At 60.6% G+C, this 20885-nt stretch carries 19 protein-coding genes; 6 read left to right on the forward strand and 13 right to left on the reverse strand.

Annotation, left to right across the window (positions count from 1 at the left end; genetic code table 11):
- Positions 1-232: 232 nt before the first annotated feature.
- From AB1E34_RS08385 to AB1E34_RS08430, 10 genes are all read right to left on the reverse strand, one after another.
- Positions 233-1717, reverse strand: a complete 1485-nt coding sequence (locus AB1E34_RS08385) for an inorganic phosphate transporter (RefSeq protein WP_372571883.1) — start codon at positions 1715-1717, stop codon at positions 233-235.
- Between the two features lie 210 nt (positions 1718-1927).
- The gene (locus AB1E34_RS08390; protein ID WP_372571884.1) at positions 1928-3133 is read right to left on the reverse strand and encodes an acetate/propionate family kinase; all 1206 of its coding nucleotides are present in this window, start codon (positions 3131-3133) and stop codon (positions 1928-1930) included.
- 108 nt (positions 3134-3241) lie between these two features.
- A complete protein-coding gene (locus AB1E34_RS08395) occupies positions 3242-5095 on the reverse strand; it encodes a V-type ATP synthase subunit A (protein WP_372571885.1) in 1854 nt (617 codons plus the stop codon).
- Positions 5092-5784 carry a hypothetical protein gene (locus AB1E34_RS08400; RefSeq protein ID WP_372571886.1) on the reverse strand — a complete coding sequence of 231 codons (693 nt, stop codon included), beginning with the start codon at positions 5782-5784 and terminating at the stop codon, positions 5092-5094. The genes AB1E34_RS08395 and AB1E34_RS08400 overlap by 4 nt, the downstream gene beginning before the upstream one ends.
- Before the next feature lie 2 nt (positions 5785-5786).
- A complete protein-coding gene (locus AB1E34_RS08405; RefSeq protein ID WP_372571887.1) occupies positions 5787-6464 on the reverse strand; it encodes a hypothetical protein in 678 nt (225 codons plus the stop codon).
- Complete coding sequence (locus tag AB1E34_RS08410) at positions 6464-6907, reverse strand: ATP synthase subunit C (RefSeq protein ID WP_306196068.1); 444 nt, start codon at positions 6905-6907, stop codon at positions 6464-6466. Before AB1E34_RS08410 ends, AB1E34_RS08405 begins: the two co-directional genes overlap by 1 nt.
- Positions 6904-8697 carry a V-type ATP synthase subunit I gene (locus AB1E34_RS08415; RefSeq protein ID WP_372571888.1) on the reverse strand — a complete coding sequence of 598 codons (1794 nt, stop codon included), beginning with the start codon at positions 8695-8697 and terminating at the stop codon, positions 6904-6906. Before AB1E34_RS08415 ends, AB1E34_RS08410 begins: the two co-directional genes overlap by 4 nt.
- Entirely contained in the window at positions 8694-9290 is a 597-nt protein-coding gene (locus AB1E34_RS08420) for a V-type ATP synthase subunit D (RefSeq protein WP_372571889.1), read from the reverse strand. Before AB1E34_RS08420 ends, AB1E34_RS08415 begins: the two co-directional genes overlap by 4 nt.
- Positions 9268-10629 (reverse strand): V-type ATP synthase subunit B, encoded by a 1362-nt coding sequence (locus AB1E34_RS08425; RefSeq protein WP_372571890.1) that lies wholly within the window; start codon positions 10627-10629, stop codon positions 9268-9270. The genes AB1E34_RS08420 and AB1E34_RS08425 overlap by 23 nt, the downstream gene beginning before the upstream one ends.
- 236 nt (positions 10630-10865) lie before the next feature.
- The gene (locus AB1E34_RS08430) at positions 10866-11828 is read right to left on the reverse strand and encodes a sodium-dependent bicarbonate transport family permease (protein WP_372571891.1); all 963 of its coding nucleotides are present in this window, start codon (positions 11826-11828) and stop codon (positions 10866-10868) included.
- A gap of 81 nt (positions 11829-11909) precedes the next feature.
- On the opposite strand from AB1E34_RS08430, the gene AB1E34_RS08435 reads away from it, so the two are divergent.
- The 3 genes from AB1E34_RS08435 (at position 11910) to AB1E34_RS08445 (ending at position 14252) form a co-directional block, all read left to right on the forward strand.
- Positions 11910-12830 (forward strand): hydrogen peroxide-inducible genes activator, encoded by a 921-nt coding sequence (locus AB1E34_RS08435; protein ID WP_372571892.1) that lies wholly within the window; start codon positions 11910-11912, stop codon positions 12828-12830.
- 77 nt (positions 12831-12907) lie between these two features.
- Complete coding sequence (locus AB1E34_RS08440; protein WP_372571893.1) at positions 12908-13411, forward strand: GNAT family N-acetyltransferase; 504 nt, start codon at positions 12908-12910, stop codon at positions 13409-13411.
- Positions 13412-13484: 73 nt separating this feature from the next.
- Positions 13485-14252 carry a class II glutamine amidotransferase gene (locus tag AB1E34_RS08445; RefSeq protein ID WP_372571894.1) on the forward strand — a complete coding sequence of 256 codons (768 nt, stop codon included), beginning with the start codon at positions 13485-13487 and terminating at the stop codon, positions 14250-14252.
- An 8-nt stretch (positions 14253-14260) separates the two neighbouring features.
- Here the strand turns inward: AB1E34_RS08445 and AB1E34_RS08450 are convergent, their stop codons facing one another.
- On the reverse strand, positions 14261-14764 hold the full coding sequence (locus tag AB1E34_RS08450; protein WP_372571895.1) for a hypothetical protein: 504 nt from the start codon (positions 14762-14764) through the stop codon (positions 14261-14263).
- A 199-nt stretch (positions 14765-14963) separates the two neighbouring features.
- On the opposite strand from AB1E34_RS08450, the gene AB1E34_RS08455 reads away from it, so the two are divergent.
- From AB1E34_RS08455 to AB1E34_RS08465, 3 genes are all read left to right on the forward strand, one after another.
- Positions 14964-15584 (forward strand): glutathione S-transferase, encoded by a 621-nt coding sequence (locus AB1E34_RS08455; protein ID WP_372571896.1) that lies wholly within the window; start codon positions 14964-14966, stop codon positions 15582-15584.
- A 30-nt stretch (positions 15585-15614) separates the two neighbouring features.
- A complete protein-coding gene (locus tag AB1E34_RS08460; RefSeq protein ID WP_372571897.1) occupies positions 15615-16283 on the forward strand; it encodes a cupin domain-containing protein in 669 nt (222 codons plus the stop codon).
- Between the two features lie 133 nt (positions 16284-16416).
- Positions 16417-16998: a TetR/AcrR family transcriptional regulator gene (locus tag AB1E34_RS08465; RefSeq protein WP_372571898.1), complete on the forward strand. Its 582-nt coding sequence runs from the start codon at positions 16417-16419 to the stop codon at positions 16996-16998.
- Between the two features lie 172 nt (positions 16999-17170).
- Here the strand turns inward: AB1E34_RS08465 and AB1E34_RS08470 are convergent, their stop codons facing one another.
- Complete coding sequence (locus AB1E34_RS08470; RefSeq protein ID WP_372571899.1) at positions 17171-19393, reverse strand: NADP-dependent isocitrate dehydrogenase; 2223 nt, start codon at positions 19391-19393, stop codon at positions 17171-17173.
- A gap of 245 nt (positions 19394-19638) precedes the next feature.
- Entirely contained in the window at positions 19639-20757 is a 1119-nt protein-coding gene (locus AB1E34_RS08475; RefSeq protein WP_372571900.1) for a tetratricopeptide repeat protein, read from the reverse strand.
- Positions 20758-20885: the final 128 nt, after the last annotated feature.

Here is a 20885-nt window from a genome sequence, read left to right on the forward strand (position 1 = left end):
GCTTTCGGTGAGCCCGCAAGGTGACGGTCGTGCATTCGTTTCAAGGCATTCGAGGTCATCCCGGAATCAGAGGACCGTCTGGCACAGATCGAAAAGATGCTGAGCTCTAAACCATCCGCCACGGCTGGCAAGCCGTAGCGCAAGCAGGGCACTTATGATGTGCCGCATCAGATCAGGTCGCCTGACGGGTACGCCAATTGTGAGGCCCAGACTCAAAGCAGGGTCTTCTGTCTTACGACAGGACCGCGCTGATCAGATAGAAAATGATCCCTGACAGGAACGCGGCGGCGGGAACGGTAACAACCCAGGCCGCAATGATGGTCATGAAATGGGACCTGCGCACCAGTTTGCGACGCCTGCGCTCTTCCGGCGGATAATTTGTGCGATCCGGCATTTTGAGGCGCGCATTTCGGATACGCCGCTCGGTATCCCATTCCCGGAAGAAGCCGACGCCAAATACGCCCCCGACAGCAATGTGGGTTGAACTGACCGGCAGGCCAAGCCAACTGGCCACGATCACCGTGATCGCAGCCGACAGAGCCACACAATAAGCCCTCATCGGGTTGAGCTTTGTGATCTGGCCGCCGACCATGCGGATAAGTTTCGGCCCGAACAGCAGCAGTCCAAAGGATATCCCGAACGCGCCTATGATCATCACCCAGAGCGGTATGCTGATTGCGTCCGTAAAGCTGCCCGATTGAGAAGCCTGTACAATTGCGGCAAGCGGGCCAACGGCGTTGGCCACGTCATTTGCCCCGTGGGCGAAACTCAGCAGAGCCGCTGACACCACCAACGGAATGCCAAACAGCACCTTGAGCGACTTGTTCCGGTTCTCCAGCCCCTGTGACTGCTTGCGGATTATTGGGATCATCACGATCCAGACCAGGGCACCGATGGCCGAGCCGATCATCAAAGCTGCCTGCAGGTCGATCTTAATGATCTTTTTCAGGCCTTTGAGGGCAAGATAGGACGCGAACGCCCCCGCCATGATACCGACAAGGATGGGGACCCATTTGCGCGCCGCCGCGATCTTGTCTTCGCGGTAAATAATCCGCGACTTGATCAGCCAAAGGAACATGGCGGCGATAGCCCCGCCCAGAACAGGCGAGATGACCCAGCTTGCCGCAATCTTGCCCATGGTTGACCAACTGACAGCGGCGAAACCGGCCGCTGCGATCCCCGCGCCCATGACGCCTCCGACCACCGAATGGGTCGTGGAAACGGGTGCCCCAACCCATGTTGCCAGGTTGACCCACAGTGCTGCCGACAAAAGTGCGGCCATCATGGCCCAGATAAAGACCGAGGCAGTGCCCATGTTTTCGGGCGCAATAATGCCCTTGGCGACGGTCGATACGACATCTCCGCCCGCGATCAGCGCGCCCGCGCTTTCAAATATGACCGCTATGGCTATGGCCCCGCCCATCGAAAGCGCATTCGCCCCGACCGCCGGACCCATGTTGTTGGCCACATCATTGGCGCCGATGTTCAGCGCCATATAGGCCCCAAGACAGGCCGCGATGATCACGATGACGGAGTTGCTTCCCTGACCGAAGAGAGACATCGCAGCGATGCCTGCCAACAGAACAAAGACCAGCGAAACCCCGACGCCCACCATCGGGCGTGACACATAGCTGGTTGCGGTCTCCAGTCTGGAGAACCGAGCAAGATCCCGATCAAGTGTTTCCAGATGGCGTGGATCGCCTTGTTGCTCTGTCATAGAAGTCGTCCTCACAGTTGGGAAAGACGCTTAGCGCTGTCAGAACGCCAATTGCAACCGGTCAATGAGGGCCGGAAAGTTTTATTTGCTGACTGCGAAACACCTACAGTGACTCGTTTTCGTTCACCGATCCTGTGGCGCACAGCTGCACGCTGCACTTCGGGCTCAAGAATACTGATCGTACGGATCAGCCTTTTCCAGCTTGAGCAGTCAACCTTCGGCAACCGCACGCTCTTTCAGCGCTTGCGAGGCGGCGCGGGCGATGATGCGTTCTTCGTCGGTGGGGATGACCAGCACCTTGGTTCTGCCCAGGCCGATGCTCATCTCGTTGGCCATGTTGGCGCGCCCATCAAGGGTGATCCCCATCCAGTCCATCCCATTACAGATGCGCGCCCGGATCGCGGCCGAATTCTCGCCGATCCCGCCGCAAAAGACGACGCCGTCAATGCCATGTAGCGAGGCAGCCAGCGCACCCAGCTCGCGGCGGGCGCGGAAGGTGTAGTATTCGATGGCCATTTCCGCCTCGGGGCGTTGCGAGGCCTCCAGCGTCCGCATGTCATTGGTCTCGTCCGACAGGCCCTTAAGCCCGCTTTCATTATAGAGCAGCTTCGTTAGTTCGCTGGCTGAAAGCCCCTCCTGATCCATCAGATAGAGCACGACACCGGGATCAAGCTGGCCGCAGCGCGTGCCCATCGGCAAGCCATCAAGGGCGGAAAACCCCATGGTAGAGGCAATCGAACGACCGTTCAGGACACCGCACATGGACGCGCCATTGCCCAGATGTGCGATCACCACGCGGCCCGAGGCCAGTTCGGGATCGATCCGGGCCAGCGTGCCGGTGATGTACTCATAAGACAGCCCGTGGAACCCGTAGCGGCGGACGCCCCGGTCGTAATATTTCAGCGGCAGGCCAAACGTGTCGTTGACCCACGGGTGACTGCGATGGAAGGCGGTATCGAAACAGCCGATTTGCAGCGCGTCGGGAAATGCTTCCATCGAGGCCCGCACCGCCGCAAGGTTATGAGGCTGGTGCAGCGGCGCCAGCGGTTCGAGCAAGGTCAGTTTTTCCATCACTTGCGGTGTCAGCAACTGAGGTCCCTCGTAATCGACCCCGCCATGGGCGATGCGGTGTCCGATACAGGCAGGTGCCCGCCCTTGCAGGATGGTTTCGCAATGTTCCAGAATGGCCCGCAGCGCCACATGATGATCGGCCGAGCCTAGGTCGGCCTCGGCCTGTTGCGATCCGATCCGCGCCTTGAAGCGTGCATTGGGACCCAGGCTTTCAACCTGTCCTACGGCGATCTCGTCCGGTTCTTTTGCCGCCTGGTAGAGCGAGAATTTCAGCGACGACGACCCGGCGTTGAGAGACAGGATGAACTCCGCCAAGCTGTCCCCGGAACCCGTGCTTTGGTTCATCTGCTCTCTCCGTGTTGCTGCGGGTTCATCGCCCCGTGTTTTTCACAATCCAATGGGTATCTTGCCTCTGTCACGCGGGACGCGGCGTCAACCTGCCTAGTGAGCCACTCACGCAGGTGCCCGGGCTGCAATGGACTGGGTGGCGATCTTGGCACGGATTTTTTCCAGCAGGCCGTCATAGTCGGGCGTGCCCTCAGCGGCATAGTGGAAGTTCTTGAAGAGGCCGGTCAGTTCGGTGAACCAGGCGCGTATATCCGCCTTGTGTTCCAGCCCCATCTCATCTTGCACCACGCCATACATCAGCTTGAAGACAAGCCGCTGACGGTCCATCGAGACCGAGCAATCTACGTCATCGAATGCATCCTGCTGCAAATAGATCATGTCGACAAACAGCGCTTTCTGATAGGTCACATAGTCGTCGATGGTGATGCCCTCCTCGCCGGTGACCTGCATCATCTGATCGATCTGCTCACCCCGTTCCAGCAGCGCCTGCATTTCCTTGACTCGTGTGGTCCAGGTCGGGTCGATATTGCGGCCATACCAGTCGCTCATCTGATCGAGATAGCGCGACCACGACAGCAGCGGATCTACCGCCGGGTAGAACCTTTTGTAAGCACGCTCGGAGGACAGGCCGAGAAAACACTTCACCGTAGACAGGGTCGATTGCGTCACCGGCTCGTCGAAATTGCCGCCTGCGGGCGATACGGTGCCGATCATGGTCAGGCTGCCGCTGTCGCCGTCATTGGTCTTGATAACGCCCGCGCGTTCGTAAAGCCCCTTGATCGAGCTTTCCAGATAGGCGGGGAAGCCTTCTTCGCCGGGGATTTCCTCCAGCCGCCCACTGGTTTCGCGCATGGCTTGCGCCCAGCGGGAGGTGCTGTCGGCGATCAACAGTACGTCGAGGCCCATCTGACGGTAATACTCGCCCAAAGTGATGCCGGTGAAGATCGACGCCTCGCGTGCCGCGACAGGCATTGACGAGGTGTTGCAGATGATGATGGTGCGATCCATCAGGCTGCCGCCTGATTTCGGGTCGGTCATTTCGGGATATTCGGTGATGGTCTCGACCACCTCGCCCGCCCGTTCGCCACAGGCCACCACGATCACGATATCAACCTGCGCGTTACGCGCGATCAGGTTCTGCAGCACGGTCTTGCCTGCTCCGAAGGGGCCGGGAATACAAGCGGTGCCACCGCGCGCGATGGGAAAGAACGTGTCGATCAACCGCTGCGAGGTCAGGATGGGCGCATCGGGAAAGGTGCGACGCGAGGCGGCGGATTTCAGCAGTTGCGCAGGCACCGGGCGGCGGACCGGCCAGCGTTGCGTGAGCGTCAGGATATGTTCCGAGCCATCCTCGCCGGTCAGGCGGGCCACCGGGTCATGCACGGTGGCAGCGCCTTTCTGGACCCAGTTGATCGCATAGCGGCCTGCCCAGTTAAAGGGCACCATGATCTTGTGGGTGAACCGCCCCTCGGGCACAGTGCCCACGACGTCTCCGGCAGAGACCTTGTCACCCAGCTTGACCTTTGGCGCGAAAGACCATTTCGCGCCTTCGTCCAGCGGCGCCACATCTGCCCCGCGCGGCAGAAAGATGCCGTACTCGGCGGCCACCTTGGCCAGTGGCGATTGCAGCCCGTCATAGACCTGTCCCAGCAGGCCCGGGCCGAGTTCCACCGACAACAACTGCCCGCTCTGTTCCACGGGGTCACCCACCGCAACGCCGCTTGTGCTTTCATAAACCTGCGCATCGGCGGTCTTGCCGCGCACCCGCAGGATCTCGGCCTTGAGCCTCTCCTGCCGCCCGCCAGCGGCGGGTTTGGAGGGCAGGATATAAACCACCTCATTCTTGACCAATCGGCCGGGCGATCCGTCGGGCTGTTCCAGCGTTTCGATCTCGACCAGGCCCTCCTGCACCGCCGCAACGCGGGCGGTAGGGACCTGAGTTTTGGGGTCGGCACTCATCCGGTCCCTCCTTCCAGCATCAAATCGGGGAAATCCTGTAGCGCGTCATCGGAAAGCTGCGCAAAGCGCCGCGCGGCGGCCTGCGCATCCGAAGCAGCCCAACGGTCGAAGAGGTTCCATTTCAATACATAGATCACCACCGCCTCGAAATCGAAATGGTGCATACCGCCATGGCGTTGCAACTGACGGAACGCGACCTCAAGCAGGTGGCGTTCCAGCCCCAGCGCATCTCCGGCCTCCAGCAGCGTGCCCGCCTCGCGCAGCCAGGGCAGCGGCGCGTCCAGTCGAAAGGTGGGGTCAGACCAGTTCGCTGCGATATGCCCGGTCCATTTGCCAAAGCCCCATCGGCCGGTGGGCGCAGACATCCCATCGCGTCTCATGCGCAGGGCGGCAATGGCGGTGCGCAGGTCCATCCGATCAGCGACAACGGCGCGCAGGGTGGGGTGCGGTAGGTCGTGCAACAGGGAGCGCGCCCGTTTCACCACGTCACTGATTTCCGCCCGCGCGTCATAGCTGGCCCAATTCAGAACGTTTTCGATCCGCCGCAGCGTTTTGGCATCGTCTTCGTCCAACGCCGTCAACCGTTTGCGCAGGCGCAATTCCGAGAGCGGCGGCTGCTTGGCCACAAAAAGCCGCTCGGAACTGGGCAGGCTGGAGACCAGCGCGATATAGGCGTCGGGACCGGGCATGATCAGCGGATCACACCTTCCAGAACGGCGCGGAAGCGCGGTTGCAGGTGCCGCATCAGCACATCGGCAATGGCCTCGTCCGACAGATCAAGCTTGATCCCATCCCTGCCCGCCTGCGCCCGAATCCCCGCATGTAGATCATTTGACGCAAACAGCGTTACACCGTCCTCCAACATCTCCTGCGTCAGACCAAGGACAAATTTGGTGAGCTGGCCGGACTGGATATCATCGGCATTGGCGCGGATCGCGTCGGGGCCGATCACCTCCGCGGGCAGGATCACCTGCGCGTCCTCGCCAATGCCGGTCTCGCTGCGGGCGCGACCGACCAGTTCCAACACCATCTGTCTCAGCATCTCGGGATCGGTCATGGTTTCCGACACCATCCTTTGCACATCCTGCTGGAACTGAGCCATCAGCGTGGATTTCATCGTCAGAACTGCGTCGCGCATGGCGGTGTTCAATGCCTCTTCGCCCGCCTTGGTATAGCGGTCGGCAGCGTCGCGTGCGTTGCTCTGCAGCTTGCTAGCTTCCGCCTGCGCCGCCTCGACAATCCGCGCCGCCTTGGCTTGTGCTTCTTGCGTCAAGCGGGCGGCCTCGTCCGAGCCGGCCTGCACGCCCTCGCTGCGCAGCCGGTCGATCAGCGCGTCGATGCCCTGCGCGGTCTCTTGTTCTGCTCCCATCACGCGATCCCCGCGCTGATCACCAAGGCAAAGACAAAGGCAAAGACACCGAAACCTTCAATGATCGCCGCAGGTGCGAGCGACAGGCCGAAGATCTCGGGCTTCTCCTTGGAGGCGTTGATCGCCGCGGCACAGGCCCGCCCCTGCCACATGCCGCAATAGAGCAGCGCCAAACCCGACAACACCCCTACCCCGAAAAGCCCGCCAGCGTTTTCAGCGGTGACAGCGCGGTTCAGGGTGAACATGATCACGATCCCGTAGATCGCGAATGTCGACGGAAAGGCCGAGATGCCCACAAATCGACCATAGCCGCTTTCGGTTTCCAGCATCGCGCCGATGCTGGCCTGCCCTGCAATCGAACAACCGATCGCGCTGGCGATTGTCCCAAGCGCCATGGGAGCAAAAATGCCAACCCAGCCCAATGCGATGACGAAATCGGTCATTCCTGTACCTCCTTGCGGGAAAACGCGCGGAAGACTGTGCCTTCCTCGGGCAGACCCCATTTGTAAAACTCGATGAAGTTGAGCCGCAGGCCGTGGACCACGCCGCTCATGATTGCGAGGGCGAAATTCAACCCGTGCCCGATGAGCAGGATCAGCAGACCGCCCAGCAGGCCCAGCCCTGAGGCGGAGTCGAACCCTTTGCTGGCCAGCCCATTGAAGGTGACCGCCAGCGAGGCCGAGGCCAACCCCAGCGCGAAAAGCCGCATATAAGACAACACATCGCCAAACATGCCCATCAGCCCGGCGAGGCTCTGCACCCCGCCAAAGAGCCGCCAAAGCCAGTCAATGCCGGATGTAACCGGGCGGTCGCTGGAGAAAAGCAGGATGGCAAGCAGACCCAGTGCCATGGCCCCCAAACCGCCCTGATAGACCTGCCCGGTCTGACCGCTGAGCCAGACAGCAAGCCCGCCTATCACAACGCAGATCCAGCCCAGATTGGCGTAACGGCTGCGCGTGGCCTTATGCAGGAATGCCATCAGGTTGGCGAAAGCGACATGGGCCACGCCGACGATGATCGAAAGCCGCATCATGGTGGTGAAGTCGTTGATATCCATGAGTTTCAGCCGGGCGAGGATGCCGAATGCGGGCGGACCGACCCCGAAGTAGCTGCCCACGATCACGCCATAGGCAATCGTGGCGCACGCGAGGATCAGCAACATGGCACGCCAGGCACGGGTATGGGCAGAGGTTCCCAAACGCCGCCAGAAACCCAGTACGCCCAACAGGATCAGAAACCCGTATCCCGCATCGGCAATGATCATCGCAAAGAACACCGAGAAAGATGCAATCAACACGCGACTGGGGTCCCAGGCGTAGTAGTTGGGCACTTGATAAAACAGCGCCAGATCGACACCTGCCGCCTCGGCATCGGGCTGTTCGATCAGGGTCGGCGGCACCTCGCCCGGTTGCGGCGCGCCGATCAGGACGGCCAGCCCTTCCTCGGCGCAGATATCCTCAAGCGCGGCGATCTGGTCTTCTGGCACCCAACCCTGAATGGCGAAGAGGTCGGGGTCGTCAAGTGTCTGAGTCTCGGCAAAGGCAAGCTCGGCGGCGGTTTCGGCCTTGGACAGGCTCGAGCGCAGCAGGGTCAGGAAGCGGGTCAGCGCCAGGCGCTCGCCCAGCAGGGTTTCGATCTCGATCTCGGCATCTTCCAACTCGTCCGCCAGAACGGTGATCGGCTTGGCCCCAAGATGGGTGCGCGGCACCGGCATCAGGTCTGCGCGCGGCTCATCGGCACTGACCACGGCGACATAGAGCACCCGATGATCGCGCCCCACGAGTTGCCAAGGCAGATCGACCTCCGCTAGGCTGTCGCGGTTCTTCAGCGGGAGTTCATAGAACCATAGGCGCAGCCCCGCCAGCGCCTTGGTCGGGGGGAAGGTGAAATCGCCCCAAGGCTGCATCGTGTCGATCCGGTCGGCCAGAAAGTCGCGCCGGTCTTGCGCAGCGCGCAGCTTGTCCTTGAGCACCAGCACCTCGGCCACGAAGCGTTCAACATCGAAATCGGGGTCAGCGCGCACCTGCCGCCGCTGACTCGGCACCACCGCCAGAAAACGCAGCGCCTTATAGGCATCCTCGGCCTCACGGCTGACCTTTTTCTCGACCTGAGTCTCGGGCGGTGAGAGCGGCAGAATATGCATCGCGCCCAGCTCCTGCAGCCGTGTCAGCGTCGCGTCCTTATCCGCTGCGCGCCCGATGACCGAGATCTTTTTCAGCCGCGCGATGCTCATGCCATGGCCCTTTTGCGCTTGGCAATCTTGGAGCGTACGACCGAGGCCATCTCCTCGTCATTCAGATAGATACGGATTTTCTTGATATTGGCGCGGGCATTGGGGATCAGCACTTTGTCAAACAGGTTCACGCGCTGGGTGATGACATCGACCGCGCGCGACAGAAGCTCGACCCGCTGGCGCGCCACCTGCACCCGCAGCCGCGCCTCAAGCATGTCATGCAGCAGCTTTGTCACGTTATCGACCCAATGGGGCAATACCATCGGCGAATAGGGGCGGATTTCGACCTCGATCCGGTCGAGCACCGGCAGCTTGGTGCCGACCACGTTTTCTTCGCCCAACTCATAGCGGATCAGCCGCACGAGACCCTTCAAGTCGATACCGGAATTGCCCAGCATCGGCACGTCCCGGCCCACCTGCTGGGCCAACTCCTCGACCTTGCGCTCCATTTCACTTACCAGCGCCACCGCTTTGGCGCGCTCGCCCATCAATTGCTGCCGCTTCAGGTCCAGCGAAGGCAGGAACTTCTCAAAGGTCTTCAGCTGCGCGGTCTGATGCGCGAGCGAAGATTTATTCAGCTGCAACCGCGCCATCTGCACCCTTAGGGAAATAAGTGTCGATCAGGTTCTGCTTCATCAAAAGCTGTTCGGGGCGGAAGCACTCGGCCAGCGTCTGCCAGCACAGATCCAGCGCCTCTTCCAGCGGGATCGAGACATTGATATCCATGAAGCGGGTGCGGAAGAGGTCGCCGAATTTCAGCACCTGTTGGTCGTAATCCGATAACTCGAACGCCATAGCCTGTTTCTGCGCGGCATCACGGGCCTCGGAATAGAAGCGGATCATGGTGTTCATGATCTGGCTGTGATCCTCGCGGGTGACCTTGCCGATCACATTCTGCTTGAGCCGCGACAGGCTGCCGAACGGGTCGATCACCCCGGAATGCAGATAGAACTGCCCTTCGGTGATATAGCCGGTATTGTCCGGAACCGGGTGGGTAACGTCATCGCCGGGCATCGTTGTCACAGCCAGAATCGTGACAGAGCCGCCCTTGGCATAATCGCAGGCTTTCTCATACCGCCTTGCCAGTTCGCTATAGAGGTCGCCCATATAACCCCGGTTCGAGGGCACGCGCTCCTGGCTGATGCCGACCTCTTTCATCGCATCCGCATAAGCCGTCATGTCGGTCAGCAGGACCAGCACGCGCTTGCCTTCTTCGACCGCGAATTTCTCAGCCACGGCCAGTGCCATATCGGGCACCAGCAGGCGCTCGACCAAAGGGTCCGAGGCCTGGTTGACGAACATCACGGTTCGCGAGAAGACCCCCGCATCCTCGAACGATTGACGGAAGGTGTAGTAGTCGTCAAAGATCAGCCCCATGCCACCGAAGACTACGATATCAGCATCGGCCTGAATGCCGATCCGGGCGAGGAATGGGTTGTAAGGCTCTCCGGAAACAGAGAAAATGGGGATTTTCTGACTTTCTACCAGACAGTTGAACACGTCGATCATCGGCACATCGGTGCGGATCATGTTTTTTGGCACGATCCGCTCTGCCGGGTTCACCGAGGGGCCGCCAATCGTATAACGCGGCTCTGATGACAGGTCGGGGCCACCATCGATCGGCTCGCCCGCCCCGTCAAAGACCCGGCCCAGGATATTGCCGGAATAGGGTGTCTGCATCGGGTGCCCCAGGAAGGTGGCGCTGGCCCCGGTCGAGATGCCCTTGGTGCCGGAGAACACCTGCAGCGTGACCTCTTCGCGGTCGATATTGATCACCTGCGCCAATGAACGCGCGCCATCGACCCCTTCGACCACCGCCAGATCGTTGAACCGCACCACCGCACCCGAGGCTGCGTTTTCTGGCACATGCACTTTGAGGGTATCGCCGACGATCTCCAGAACACGGGAATATTTGATCAGATCGCGAACCACCTGCGGCCTCCTGAATAGATCAGCTTGGCGCTACCGTAACACGAATCGCGGACGCCCGTTTCGCCTGAATTTTGTCTCATAATGAAAGCTTTACGCCGCAACGCAAGCACCTCAAGAGACGCAAAGTGTTGCGGGGCAAGGTCGTACGATGCGCCGAGGTGCGGGACGCATATCTGGCGCGGCGTCAGTGGTATGCTTGCGCGCCGCGCCTCCAAATCCGGTCCAACTGCCTTGTCTTACACCGCCAGCCACAGAAACAACGGCAGCCCGATGGTGATGTTGAAGGGAAAGGTCACGCCCAGTGACAGAGTTAGATAGATTCCGGCCTCCGCCTTGGGCAGGGCGATCTGCATGGCGGCGGGCACGGCGATATAAGATGCCGAGGCCGACAGTACCATCAGCAGAAACAGGCTTCCATCCGCCAGTCCCGCCATCTGGCCCATTGCAAAGGCAAAAAGCGCCCCGATCACCGGCATCGCCACTCCGAACAGGAACAGACCGGGTGACAGCATATTGCGGTTGGCGATCAGGCTGCGCCCCGCCGCCAGGCCCATATCCAGCAAGAAGAGGCACAGAATGCCGGTGAAGGGCGTTACGATGAAGGGCGCAATCATCTGCATGCCCTTGCCGCCGGTGACGGCCCCGATCACAAACGCCCCGGTCAGCAGAACGATTGAGCCATTGGCCAGCAGGTCGCGCCAAAGCCCCGTCGTTTTTGCGCCCCCCTGCCCGGCGCGATGGGCAAGCCACAGAGCCGACAGGATCGCTGGAACCTCCATCGCAGCCGCCACAGCCACCATGAACCCGTCATACGCAACTCCGGTCAGCTCCAGCAGGCTGGTGGCGGTCACAAAGGTGACGATCGAGATCGAGCCGTAATGCCCCGCCACCGCCGCCGCGTTGAGCGCATCAAGGCGCGTAATGGAACGCAGCAGCGCATAGGCCACAAACGGCAACAGAAAGGACAGTGAGACACCGCTGAGGATCGCAACCAGCACATCCGCGCCGATCCCGTGCTCGGCCAGGCTCGCCCCGCCCTTGAAGCCGATCGAGAGCAGCAGATAGAGCGACATGAATTTCGCCGCGCCAGCCGGAATCGACAGATCGCTGCGGGCAAAGGCGGCAATCAACCCCAGCACAAAAAACAGGATGGTCGGCACCAGTAGGTTGCCAGACAGGGTTTCTAAAACAAATGGCATGTCGCACTCCGCAATGTCAGTCGCTGCCATCTGCCTTGCGAATTCTCATAATCCCAATATATGTTTCTGATAATTTACATAGTGAAAAACTATCTTATGCGCCCCACCCTGCGACAACTCGAATATATCGTCACCGTGGCGCGGCTGGGCCGGTTTGGCCTGGCTGCCGAGACCCTGAATGTCAGCCAGCCCAGCCTGTCTGCCCAGATCGCCGAGGCCGAACGCGAGCTGGGCGCGCGCCTGTTCGAACGCAGCCGCGCCAGCGTCCAGCCGACGGCAACCGGGACCGAGGTGATCCGCCGCGCCCAGAACATTCTGCGCGAGGTCGAAGACCTGCGCGCCGCGGTGAGCGGCGGTGTGCCGTTTGGCGGGCGCTTGCGCCTGGGAGTGCTGCCCTCGATCGGGCCTTATTTGTTGCCCCGGGTTGTTACAGCGATCCACCGGGCGCAGCCGGATCTGCGTGTCATCGTGCGCGAGGAGAGCACCCAGCACCTGGAACAGGGGTTGACGGCGGGGCGGCTCGACCTGATCATCTCGACGCCCGAGGATCATCCCAACACCCGCCAGACCCGGCTGTTCAACGAAAAGCTCTGGGTTGCGGTGGCGCGGGACGATCCGCTTTCACAGGCCACCGGACCGGTACGGGCCGAGAGTCTCAGCGGGCGGATATTTCTGACGCTTGACAGGCACCACCGACTGTCGCGGATCGTCTATGCGCTGGCCTCGGATTGCGGTGGGATCGTGTCAGATGAATATGAGGGCACCAGCCTCGATTCCATCCGTCTCATGGCGGCCTCTGGCGCGGGCATCGCCATCATGCCGGAGCTTTATGCGATGCAACACAAGGACCGCAAAACCGAGGTCGCGATCCGCCCGTTGGCCATAGCGGCGGCGAACCGAAATATCTCCCTGCTGCAGCGGGCCAGCGACAGCGACCCGACCGGGCTCGACCTGATCAGCGGCGCGCTGTTAAGCGAGGTTAAATCATTGGGGTTGAGCTAGCGCGCGCTATTGTATCTGCCGACAGCCTGCTTTTCCATAGATTTGCCCACCCCAAAGCCATGCGCAAAGGTCACGACATGATCCCTTCGCTCAACACGCCACGACTGCACCTGCGCCCTCCCACGCTTGAGGACTGGCCCGGCTATGCCCGTTTCATGGGCTCGGATCGTGCCACCCATATGGGCGGGCCGTTTGACGCGCCGGGGGCCTGGGGGCTGTTTTGTCATGACGTGGCGCAATGGGCGTTGATGGGGCACGGTGCGCTGATGATTGAGGACCGCGCGACCGGGCAATGCCTGGGACAGGTGGCAATCAACCATGGCCCGCTCTTTCCCGAGCCTGAACTGGGCTGGATGCTGTACACCACCGCCGAAGGGCGGGGCATTGCCTTCGAGGCCGCGCAGGCCATGCGCGACTGGGCCTTCGGCACATTGGGCCTTGAAACGCTGGTCAGCTATATCGACGCCGAGAATACCCGCTCCTGCGCGTTGGCCGAGAGGCTGGGTGCAACGCGCGATGACAGCGCCGCCCGGCCCGACCCCCGCGACCTTGTCTATCGCCACCCCAAGCCTGCGTTTTGAACCACCATATTTGCCCCGCCGTCCTCCGGCTGTCATACAATTGGCGCGACCATCAGAAAGGGAGACTGCGCTGATGTGCAGATTTGTGGCTTATGGCGGGCCGGAGATTCCGCTGGAAAACATCATCATCCTGCCCCGGCATTCCCTACTGGACCAAAGCCAGCACGCAACCGAGGCCAAGCTGGCGGTGAATGGCGACGGGTTCGGGATGGCCTGGTATGGCGATCAGGAGCGTCCGGGCCTTTATCGCGATGTGCTGCCCGCATGGTCGGATGGCAATCTGGTGGACCTGTGCCGGATGATCCGGTCGCGGCTGTTTCTGGCTCATATCCGCGCCTCGACTTTTGGCGAAACCTCGCGCAACAATTGCCATCCGTTCACCTATGGCAAATGGTCCTTCATGCATAATGGCGAGATTGCTGACTTCCCGCGCCTGCGCCGTCAGTTCGAGGCAATGTTAGGTGACGCCTATTACGCCGCCCGGCGCGGACGGACGGATTCCGAGTTGTTTTTCCTGCTGTTGCTGACGAACGGGTTGGAGGTGGATCCCCTTTCCGCAATCAGCCGCACAATTGCCCAGATCGAGACGGTGCAAGGCGATGTCGCCGAGGGCAACCGCATCACCACCGCATTGTCCGACGGCCAGACCATCTACGCCTTCCGTTACTCCGGCAGTGATGACATCCCGACGCTGCATCTGGGTACCGGGCTGGATCATGGCGGTCAGGTGCTGGCCTCCGAGCCGCTCGACCCGGAAACCGGCAACTGGACCATGCTTGAGGCCAACTGCCTCTACAGTCTGCGCGAGGGGGTGCTGACTGATCGCCCCCTGCCCGGCTGACGCCGAGTTCAGGACCGCGCGATCAGTCGCAGAACCGCGACAAGCACGATCCCATAGAGCACATGCCCCACCAGCGCGACCCAGGCGATACCGGTGAAACCCAGAAAAAACGGCAGACCGGCAATCGCGGCAACGCCGCCGATGGCAAAGACCCACAGGCCGAACCCATAGAGTGCCGATGGCAGGAACCAGCCTCTTTGTCCCATGATCCGAGACCAGACAGGTGCAAAGATGAACAGCCAGCCAATCGGATAGCCAATCAGGCCGACGAGATAAAAATGCACGAAATACCCGGCAAAATCACCGCTGGGCAGACCAATTGTGCTGAGCAAACTGCGCGCCAGCCCGTGCGGTGATAGATTGGCGAAGCCAAGCGCGGGGCTGATCATCTGACCCCAAAGGTCGAATGCGATCGTGGCAAAGAAGCCGGCGATAAACATATGCCCCAGCGTGGCGATATTCAGACGTGGGAAGGCCCCCAGGGCGGGTGTGTCAATGTCGGTCGTGGACATGCGTTTCTCCATTTTTCCAGGCATCCCTGCCGCCCGATGACGCCGCTCAGTCTGGTGCGGTTGATCCTAACAAAGCGTGCAAAACCCTGATTTGAAGGGTAAAGACAGAAAACTCACACAACCGTGTTGGATATGGGATTTACATTTCAATTTAATCTACCTACTAGTAGGTTAGTGTATTTGAAACTGGAGTGCTGTCATGAAAATCTACGATGTCGAAGGCTTTCCCAACCCAGCCCGTGTCCGCATCGCGCTGGCCGAAAAAAGCGCGACCGACAAGGTCGAGTTCATCCCGATTGATGTCATGAATGGCGAGCATCGCTCGGACGCGTTCCGGCAAAAGAACCCCGATGCTGCGGTGCCGCTGCTGGAGCTTGAGGATGGCACCTGCGTATCGCACTGTACCGCGATCACCGAATACATCGACGCGGCCTTTGATGGCGCGGCGCTGTGTGGTGAGACGGCCAAGGATCGCGCGGTGGTCCACATGATGAACCGGCGCGCCGAAAGCGGTCTGCTGGATGCGGTGGGTGATTACTTCCATCACGCCACCCCCGGTCTCGGGCCCGCTCTGGAAACCTATCAGAACGCCGAATGGGGCAGCCGCCGCAAGGACACCGCGCTGGCGACGATGCGCTATCTCGATGGCGTTCTGAGCGAAAACGATTATCTTGCGGGGGACAGGTTCTCGATGGCCGATATCACCGCTTTTGCCGGGCTGGCTTTTGCTGACTTCGCCAAACTCGACATTCCCTCCGAGCTTGGCAACCTCAAGGCCTGGCGCGCAAGGGTCGCCTCGCGTCCCAGTATCGCCGCCTGACCCGGCCGTCTGAACAAAGGAGCCAAGCCTATGGAACTGAACGCGGATTTCTCGCAGCGGGTGGTTGTACATTCCTCGGAAGAGCCCTGGCAGGCCTCGCCGATGCCCGGCGTCGACCGCCGCATGCTGGACCGGATCGGCGATGAGGTGGCCCGCGCCACCACTATCGTCCGCTATGCGCCCGGCAGCAAATTCTCGGCCCATACCCATACTGGCGGTGAAGAGTTCATCGTGCTCGACGGGGTGTTTCAGGACGAGCATGGCGATTTCCCGGTAGGCACCTATGTGCGCAACCCGCCCACCACCAGCCACACGCCCGGCTCGGATCAGGGCTGCACCATCTTCGTCAAGCTCTGGCAGTTCGATATGGATGACCGCACCCAGTTCCGCAAGGATATGTCGGCAGAGCTGGGAAGCCCGAAAGACGGCATCGCAACGGCTGAACTACATCGCGATGCCCGTGAAAAAGTGACCTATCACGTGGTAGATGCGGGCGCGGCCCTAACCATTGAGGATGCGGGTGGCATCGAACTGTTGGTCTTGAGCGGCTCCCTCACCGAAGGTGGCGACGCGCTGCTTCAGGGCGCATGGCTGCGCCTTCCCGAAGGTCAGAAGTTGGCAGCAATCGCGGGTCCCGAAGGGGCCAGGGTTTGGATCAAGACCGGTCATCTGCCGTTTGCCAAGCCCCCGGCGGTTTGACCCTTAGCTCACGGGCTTCGGCCCGTGAGTGCGCCACGCCTGCGCATTCGGTGTCTGCCCTGCAACGCGATCTGGCAGACCACCGTGCAACAGCGTATCACTGCGCAGGGCGGTGATTGAAGAGGCGCGCGGAATGACGGCAAGCGAAACCAAGACAAAACTGATGGATGCGGCCGAGCAGCAAGTCCGTCACAAGGGAGCGGACGGGTTCAGCTACTCCGATCTGAGCCGACTGGTGGGCATCCGCAAAGCCAGCATCCACTATCACTTCCCCGCGAAAGCCGATCTGCTGACGGCGATCATGGCACGCTATGCCAAACGGGTCATGGCCGCGCTGGAAGGCTATGCCCAGGATCTGCCGGGGGCGGACCAGCAATTGGCTGCTTTCATCACCTTTTACCGCGATGCGCTGCAAGACGGCACGGCACTGTGCCTCTGCGTTGCCTACGCGGCGAGCCAGGACAGTTTATCCGAGGACACCCATCGCGAAATTACGCAGTTCCGGCAGCAGGTTAGCGGCTGGCTTGAAGAAACGTTCACGCGCGCGCAAACCGAGGGTTCCGTCATAGGCATCACCGCCCCTGCCCACGAGGCGGCCGCTGCCTATGCGCTGGTCGAAGGCGCCCAGATCGCCGCCCGCATCAGCGGTGACCCCGCCAGCTTCGATGCAGCAACACAAGCCCTTCGTGAGAGGCTGATTGAGGCAAAAGCATAAAACGTCGATTACTGGTCTTTCGCTGGTTTCATAGTTTCGATTTCAGCAATGAAGAACCCGGAAAACCTGATGAATTTGGCTGGCAGACACGCCAAAAAAAGGGCGGCGAAACGCCGCTGAGAACCGTGGTTCTGCGCCCGCGAGCTGCGGGCGCAGTCATTTGTGATCGACCTCAGCCGATAATTGCGTTCAGCGCGGCGCTTGGGCGCATCACGGCCGCGGTCTTGGCCGGGTCGGTCTTGTAGTATCCGCCCAGATCGGCTGCCGGTCCTTGCGCCGCAGCCAGCTCTGACAGGATCGCGGCCTCTTTCCCGGCCAGTTCCGCCGCGACTGGAGCGAATTCAGCCGCCAGATCGGCATCGTCCGATTGCGCGGCCAGCGCCTCGGCCCAGTAGCGGGCGAACCAGTAGTGGCTGTCGCGGTTGTCGGGTTCTCCAACCTTGCGGCTTGGCGAGCGGTTGTCGTCCAGAATCCCTTGCGTCGCGACCTCGGCTGCTGCCCCCAGCACACCCGCCTTGGCATTGCCCTGCGCATCGGCAAGGAAGTTCAGCGATTCGCCCAAGGCACAGAACTCGCCCATCGAATCCCAGCGCAAATGGCTTTCCTCGACCAGTTGCTGCACGTGTTTGGGGGCCGAGCCACCGGCACCGGTTTCAAACAAGCCGCCACCCTGCATCAGCTTGACGATGGACAGCATCTTGGCCGAGGTGCCCAATTCCAGGATCGGGAACAGGTCGGTCAGATAGTCGCGCAGCACGTTACCGGTGATGGCGATGCTGTCCTTGCCTGCGGTAATCGTCTCCAGCGATTGCCGGGTCGCCTCGCGCGGGGCCATGATCTGGAATTTATCCGTTACTCCAGCCGCTTCCAGCGCGGGCTTCACGTAAGCGATCAGCTGTGCATCATGGGCGCGGTTGGCATCAAGCCAGAAGATCGCCTCGGACCCGGTCAGACGCTGGCGGTCCATGGCCAGCTGAATCCAGTTCTCGATCGGGGCCTTCTTAACCGTGCAGGAGCGCCATATGTCGCCCGCTTCAACCTCATGAGAATGCAGCGTCTCGCCATTGGCCAGAACGATACGGATCGTGCCATCGGCGGGGGCCTGGAAGGTGGTCGGGTGCGAGCCGTATTCCTCGGCTTTCTGCGCCATCAGGCCAACATTGGCGACTGCCCCTGCGGTGGAGGGGTCCAGTGCGCCATTGGCTTTGAAGAACTTGACGCTCTCGTCATAGACCGGCGCATAGCAATTGTCCGGGATCACGCAGTTCACGTCACCCTTGGCACCTGTCGCATCCCAGCCCTTGCCACCAGCACGGATCAGGGCGGGCATCGACGCATCGATGATCACATCCGAAGGCACATGCAGGTTGGTGATACCCTTGTCGCTGTCGACCATATACATGGCGGGACGGTCCGCAGTCAGCGCGTCAATATCGGCCTGAATGGCCGCTGCATTCGGCAGTTCGGCGATGCGGGCCAGCACGTCGCCCATGCCGGAATTCGGATTCACCCCTGCTGCCTCCAGATCGGCGGCATATTTGTCGAAAATTGGCGCCAGCCAGGCCTTGACCGCGTGGCCAAAGATGATCGGGTCAGAGACCTTCATCATCGTGGCCTTCATATGCAATGAGAACATGATGCCATCGGCCTTGGTCGCCTCGATCTGATCGGCCAGGAAAGCCGACAGCGCCTTCGCAGACATGAAGGTTGCGTCCGCCACGGTCCCTTCTTCGAGCGGCCAGGCGTCTTTCAGCACGGTGACCGCGCCGTCCTTGCCGACAAATTCGATCTTGGCATTGCCGGCCTGCGCGCCGGTGATGGTGGCTGATTTCTCGTTGGAAAAGAAATCATTGCCTGACATCGACGACACATGTGTCTTGCTGTCTGACACCCACGCCCCCATCGAATGCGGGTTCTTCTGGGCGAAGTTCTTGACCGCGCGGGCCGCGCGACGATCGGAGTTACCCTCACGCAGGACCGGGTTCACAGCCGAGCCCTTGATCGCGTCGTAACGGGCGCGGACCGCCTTTTCCTCATCTGTGGCAGGCTCTTCCGGGTAGTTCGGAATACTGTAGCCCTGCGCCTGCAACTCTTCGATGGCAGCGACAAGCTGGGGCACCGAAGCCGAGATGTTGGGCAGTTTGATGACATTGGCTTCTGGTGTCTTCACCAACTCACCCAATTCCGCCAGATCATCGGACTGGCGCTGCGCCTCGGACAGGTTTTCCGGGAAGGTGGCGATGATCCGGCCAGCAAGCGAGATATCTTTGGTCCCGACGCTCACCCCCGCCGCCGCGGCGAATTTGCGAATGATGGGCAGAAACGAGGCCGAAGCCAGCTCGGGCGCTTCGTCTACGATGGTATACAATATATCGGGGTTCGTTTTTTCAGCCATATTCCCTTACCTTTTTTTGCCGTTCAGGGGCGTGCGATCCAAGAGTGTGCGCTGTGCGAATGCAGCAAAATAAGAAGCGATCCTGCAAGATCGGTCCAGGCGACTCTGATGTGACAGGTTCCCCTTAAAGCACCGCGCGCGCCGGATCAATCGGCGCGAGGCCCACATTTTGTCTCAGTTTACGGAAGTGCCGCCATCGCCCTCGTCATGGGGCAACGAAGCGTGCGGAAACGAAGTTTTCCGGCCTATTGCGTTCCTGGCTGGTAGGATTTGAACGGACCCTTGTTTGACAGATAGTCAACATACGCGCCAACGGCCTGATTGATCTGTTCGCTCGCCCCCTGTCTTGCGCCCTGGGAAACCGAAATCCCGGCTTCAGCCATCTCGTTCAACAGCAAGCGGCGATCCCACTCTCCCCCATCCGCCAGATAGCGTTGATACGCTGCCCTCGCCAAATCGGTCTCGGCAATAGTTCCATAGAACCAGCCACGATGACGGACCTCCAAATCGGGGGCTTCGGCGACGAGGTTCATAACCTTCCACTTTGCGCGATCATAATAGCTCATCTGATCAAGAACGGTCTCGTAGACCTGCCCTACGTGTTTGCGGGCATAGTCGATCCCCAGCTTTTTATCCCCAATCTTAAGATGAATGATGGCCAGTATCATGGGCTCCGAGTAGGTTTCGGGGGCAAGCCTGGTCAGTTCAATAACCGCTTTTCGTGCGCTCTCAAGCTCACCGGTATGCATGATGTGAAGCATCACATCATATGCGTGTATCCAGCTTTGATCTGGCCATCGGTGGCGCGCCTGATTCAGCAAATCGGAGAGCTGATCATAGTCCTGCATCATCAACAGCAGAGCGGCCAAATCTGTTGCTGCCTGCCCACTGTCGGGATCAAGACGCATGATCTGCTTGTAATCCTGCAATGCCGCTTCGTTCTGCCCACGCTTCTTAAGCAGCTTTGCCCTGCTCCCAAGGACATCGGTACTCTCTGGCTTGAGCTTGAGCGCTCGAGTGAAGTCCTGCTGCGCGGTCTTCCAGTCGCCAGTGTCGTATCTGGCATAAGCCCGCCAAATCAGGTTCTGCATGTTGTCCGGCTGCAGCGCGAGTGCCTGATTGAAATCCGCAATGGCGCGAGTGTTCTGCCCCCACCGCTGATACGCCTTGCCGCGTTCCGACAGAAAGAAGTGCTCGTCTTCGGGCGAGATATCCTCGACTTCGATCAGCGTCGTGCAGGCCTCTACTACATCCTCCAACGGAACCGCATTGCTTTGGCATATCGTCTTGGGGCTGGCGAATGCGGCCGCCAATCGGGTCATATCCGAGTTGGCCAGATAAACCGTCGCCGCAATAACGATCATGGTAACGAAGCGTATGCGCATTCTGCTCCTTTCGGCAGTCATCCGTTCTCCTTCAGGTAGAGAAGCGGCGTCCGGGCGGCAAGGAAACAATCTGTTCAGCCGACTGCAAGCGAGAGCGCAAGATTCGT

The sequence above is a fragment of the Ruegeria jejuensis genome, from assembly GCF_041537905.1.
In the GTDB taxonomy this organism is placed as follows: Bacteria; Pseudomonadota; Alphaproteobacteria; order Rhodobacterales; family Rhodobacteraceae; genus Ruegeria_C.

Coding starts and splice junctions, on each gene's coding strand:
- AB1E34_RS08385 (WP_372571883.1), bottom strand. CDS start 1,717: ATGACAGAGCAACAAGGCGATCCACGCCATCTGGAAACACTTGATCGG.
- AB1E34_RS08390 (WP_372571884.1), bottom strand. CDS start 3,133: ATGAACCAAAGCACGGGTTCCGGGGACAGCTTGGCGGAGTTCATCCTG.
- AB1E34_RS08395 (WP_372571885.1), bottom strand. CDS start 5,095: ATGAGTGCCGACCCCAAAACTCAGGTCCCTACCGCCCGCGTTGCGGCG.
- AB1E34_RS08400 (WP_372571886.1), bottom strand. CDS start 5,784: ATGCCCGGTCCCGACGCCTATATCGCGCTGGTCTCCAGCCTGCCCAGT.
- AB1E34_RS08405 (WP_372571887.1), bottom strand. CDS start 6,464: ATGGGAGCAGAACAAGAGACCGCGCAGGGCATCGACGCGCTGATCGAC.
- AB1E34_RS08410 (WP_306196068.1), bottom strand. CDS start 6,907: ATGACCGATTTCGTCATCGCATTGGGCTGGGTTGGCATTTTTGCTCCC.
- AB1E34_RS08415 (WP_372571888.1), bottom strand. CDS start 8,697: ATGAGCATCGCGCGGCTGAAAAAGATCTCGGTCATCGGGCGCGCAGCG.
- AB1E34_RS08420 (WP_372571889.1), bottom strand. CDS start 9,290: ATGGCGCGGTTGCAGCTGAATAAATCTTCGCTCGCGCATCAGACCGCG.
- AB1E34_RS08430 (WP_372571891.1), bottom strand. CDS start 11,828: ATGCCATTTGTTTTAGAAACCCTGTCTGGCAACCTACTGGTGCCGACC.
- AB1E34_RS08440 (WP_372571893.1), top strand. CDS start 12,908: ATGATCCCTTCGCTCAACACGCCACGACTGCACCTGCGCCCTCCCACG.
- AB1E34_RS08445 (WP_372571894.1), top strand. CDS start 13,485: ATGTGCAGATTTGTGGCTTATGGCGGGCCGGAGATTCCGCTGGAAAAC.
- AB1E34_RS08450 (WP_372571895.1), bottom strand. CDS start 14,764: ATGTCCACGACCGACATTGACACACCCGCCCTGGGGGCCTTCCCACGT.
- AB1E34_RS08455 (WP_372571896.1), top strand. CDS start 14,964: ATGAAAATCTACGATGTCGAAGGCTTTCCCAACCCAGCCCGTGTCCGC.
- AB1E34_RS08460 (WP_372571897.1), top strand. CDS start 15,615: ATGGAACTGAACGCGGATTTCTCGCAGCGGGTGGTTGTACATTCCTCG.
- AB1E34_RS08465 (WP_372571898.1), top strand. CDS start 16,417: ATGACGGCAAGCGAAACCAAGACAAAACTGATGGATGCGGCCGAGCAG.
- AB1E34_RS08470 (WP_372571899.1), bottom strand. CDS start 19,393: ATGGCTGAAAAAACGAACCCCGATATATTGTATACCATCGTAGACGAA.
- AB1E34_RS08475 (WP_372571900.1), bottom strand. CDS start 20,757: ATGATCGTTATTGCGGCGACGGTTTATCTGGCCAACTCGGATATGACC.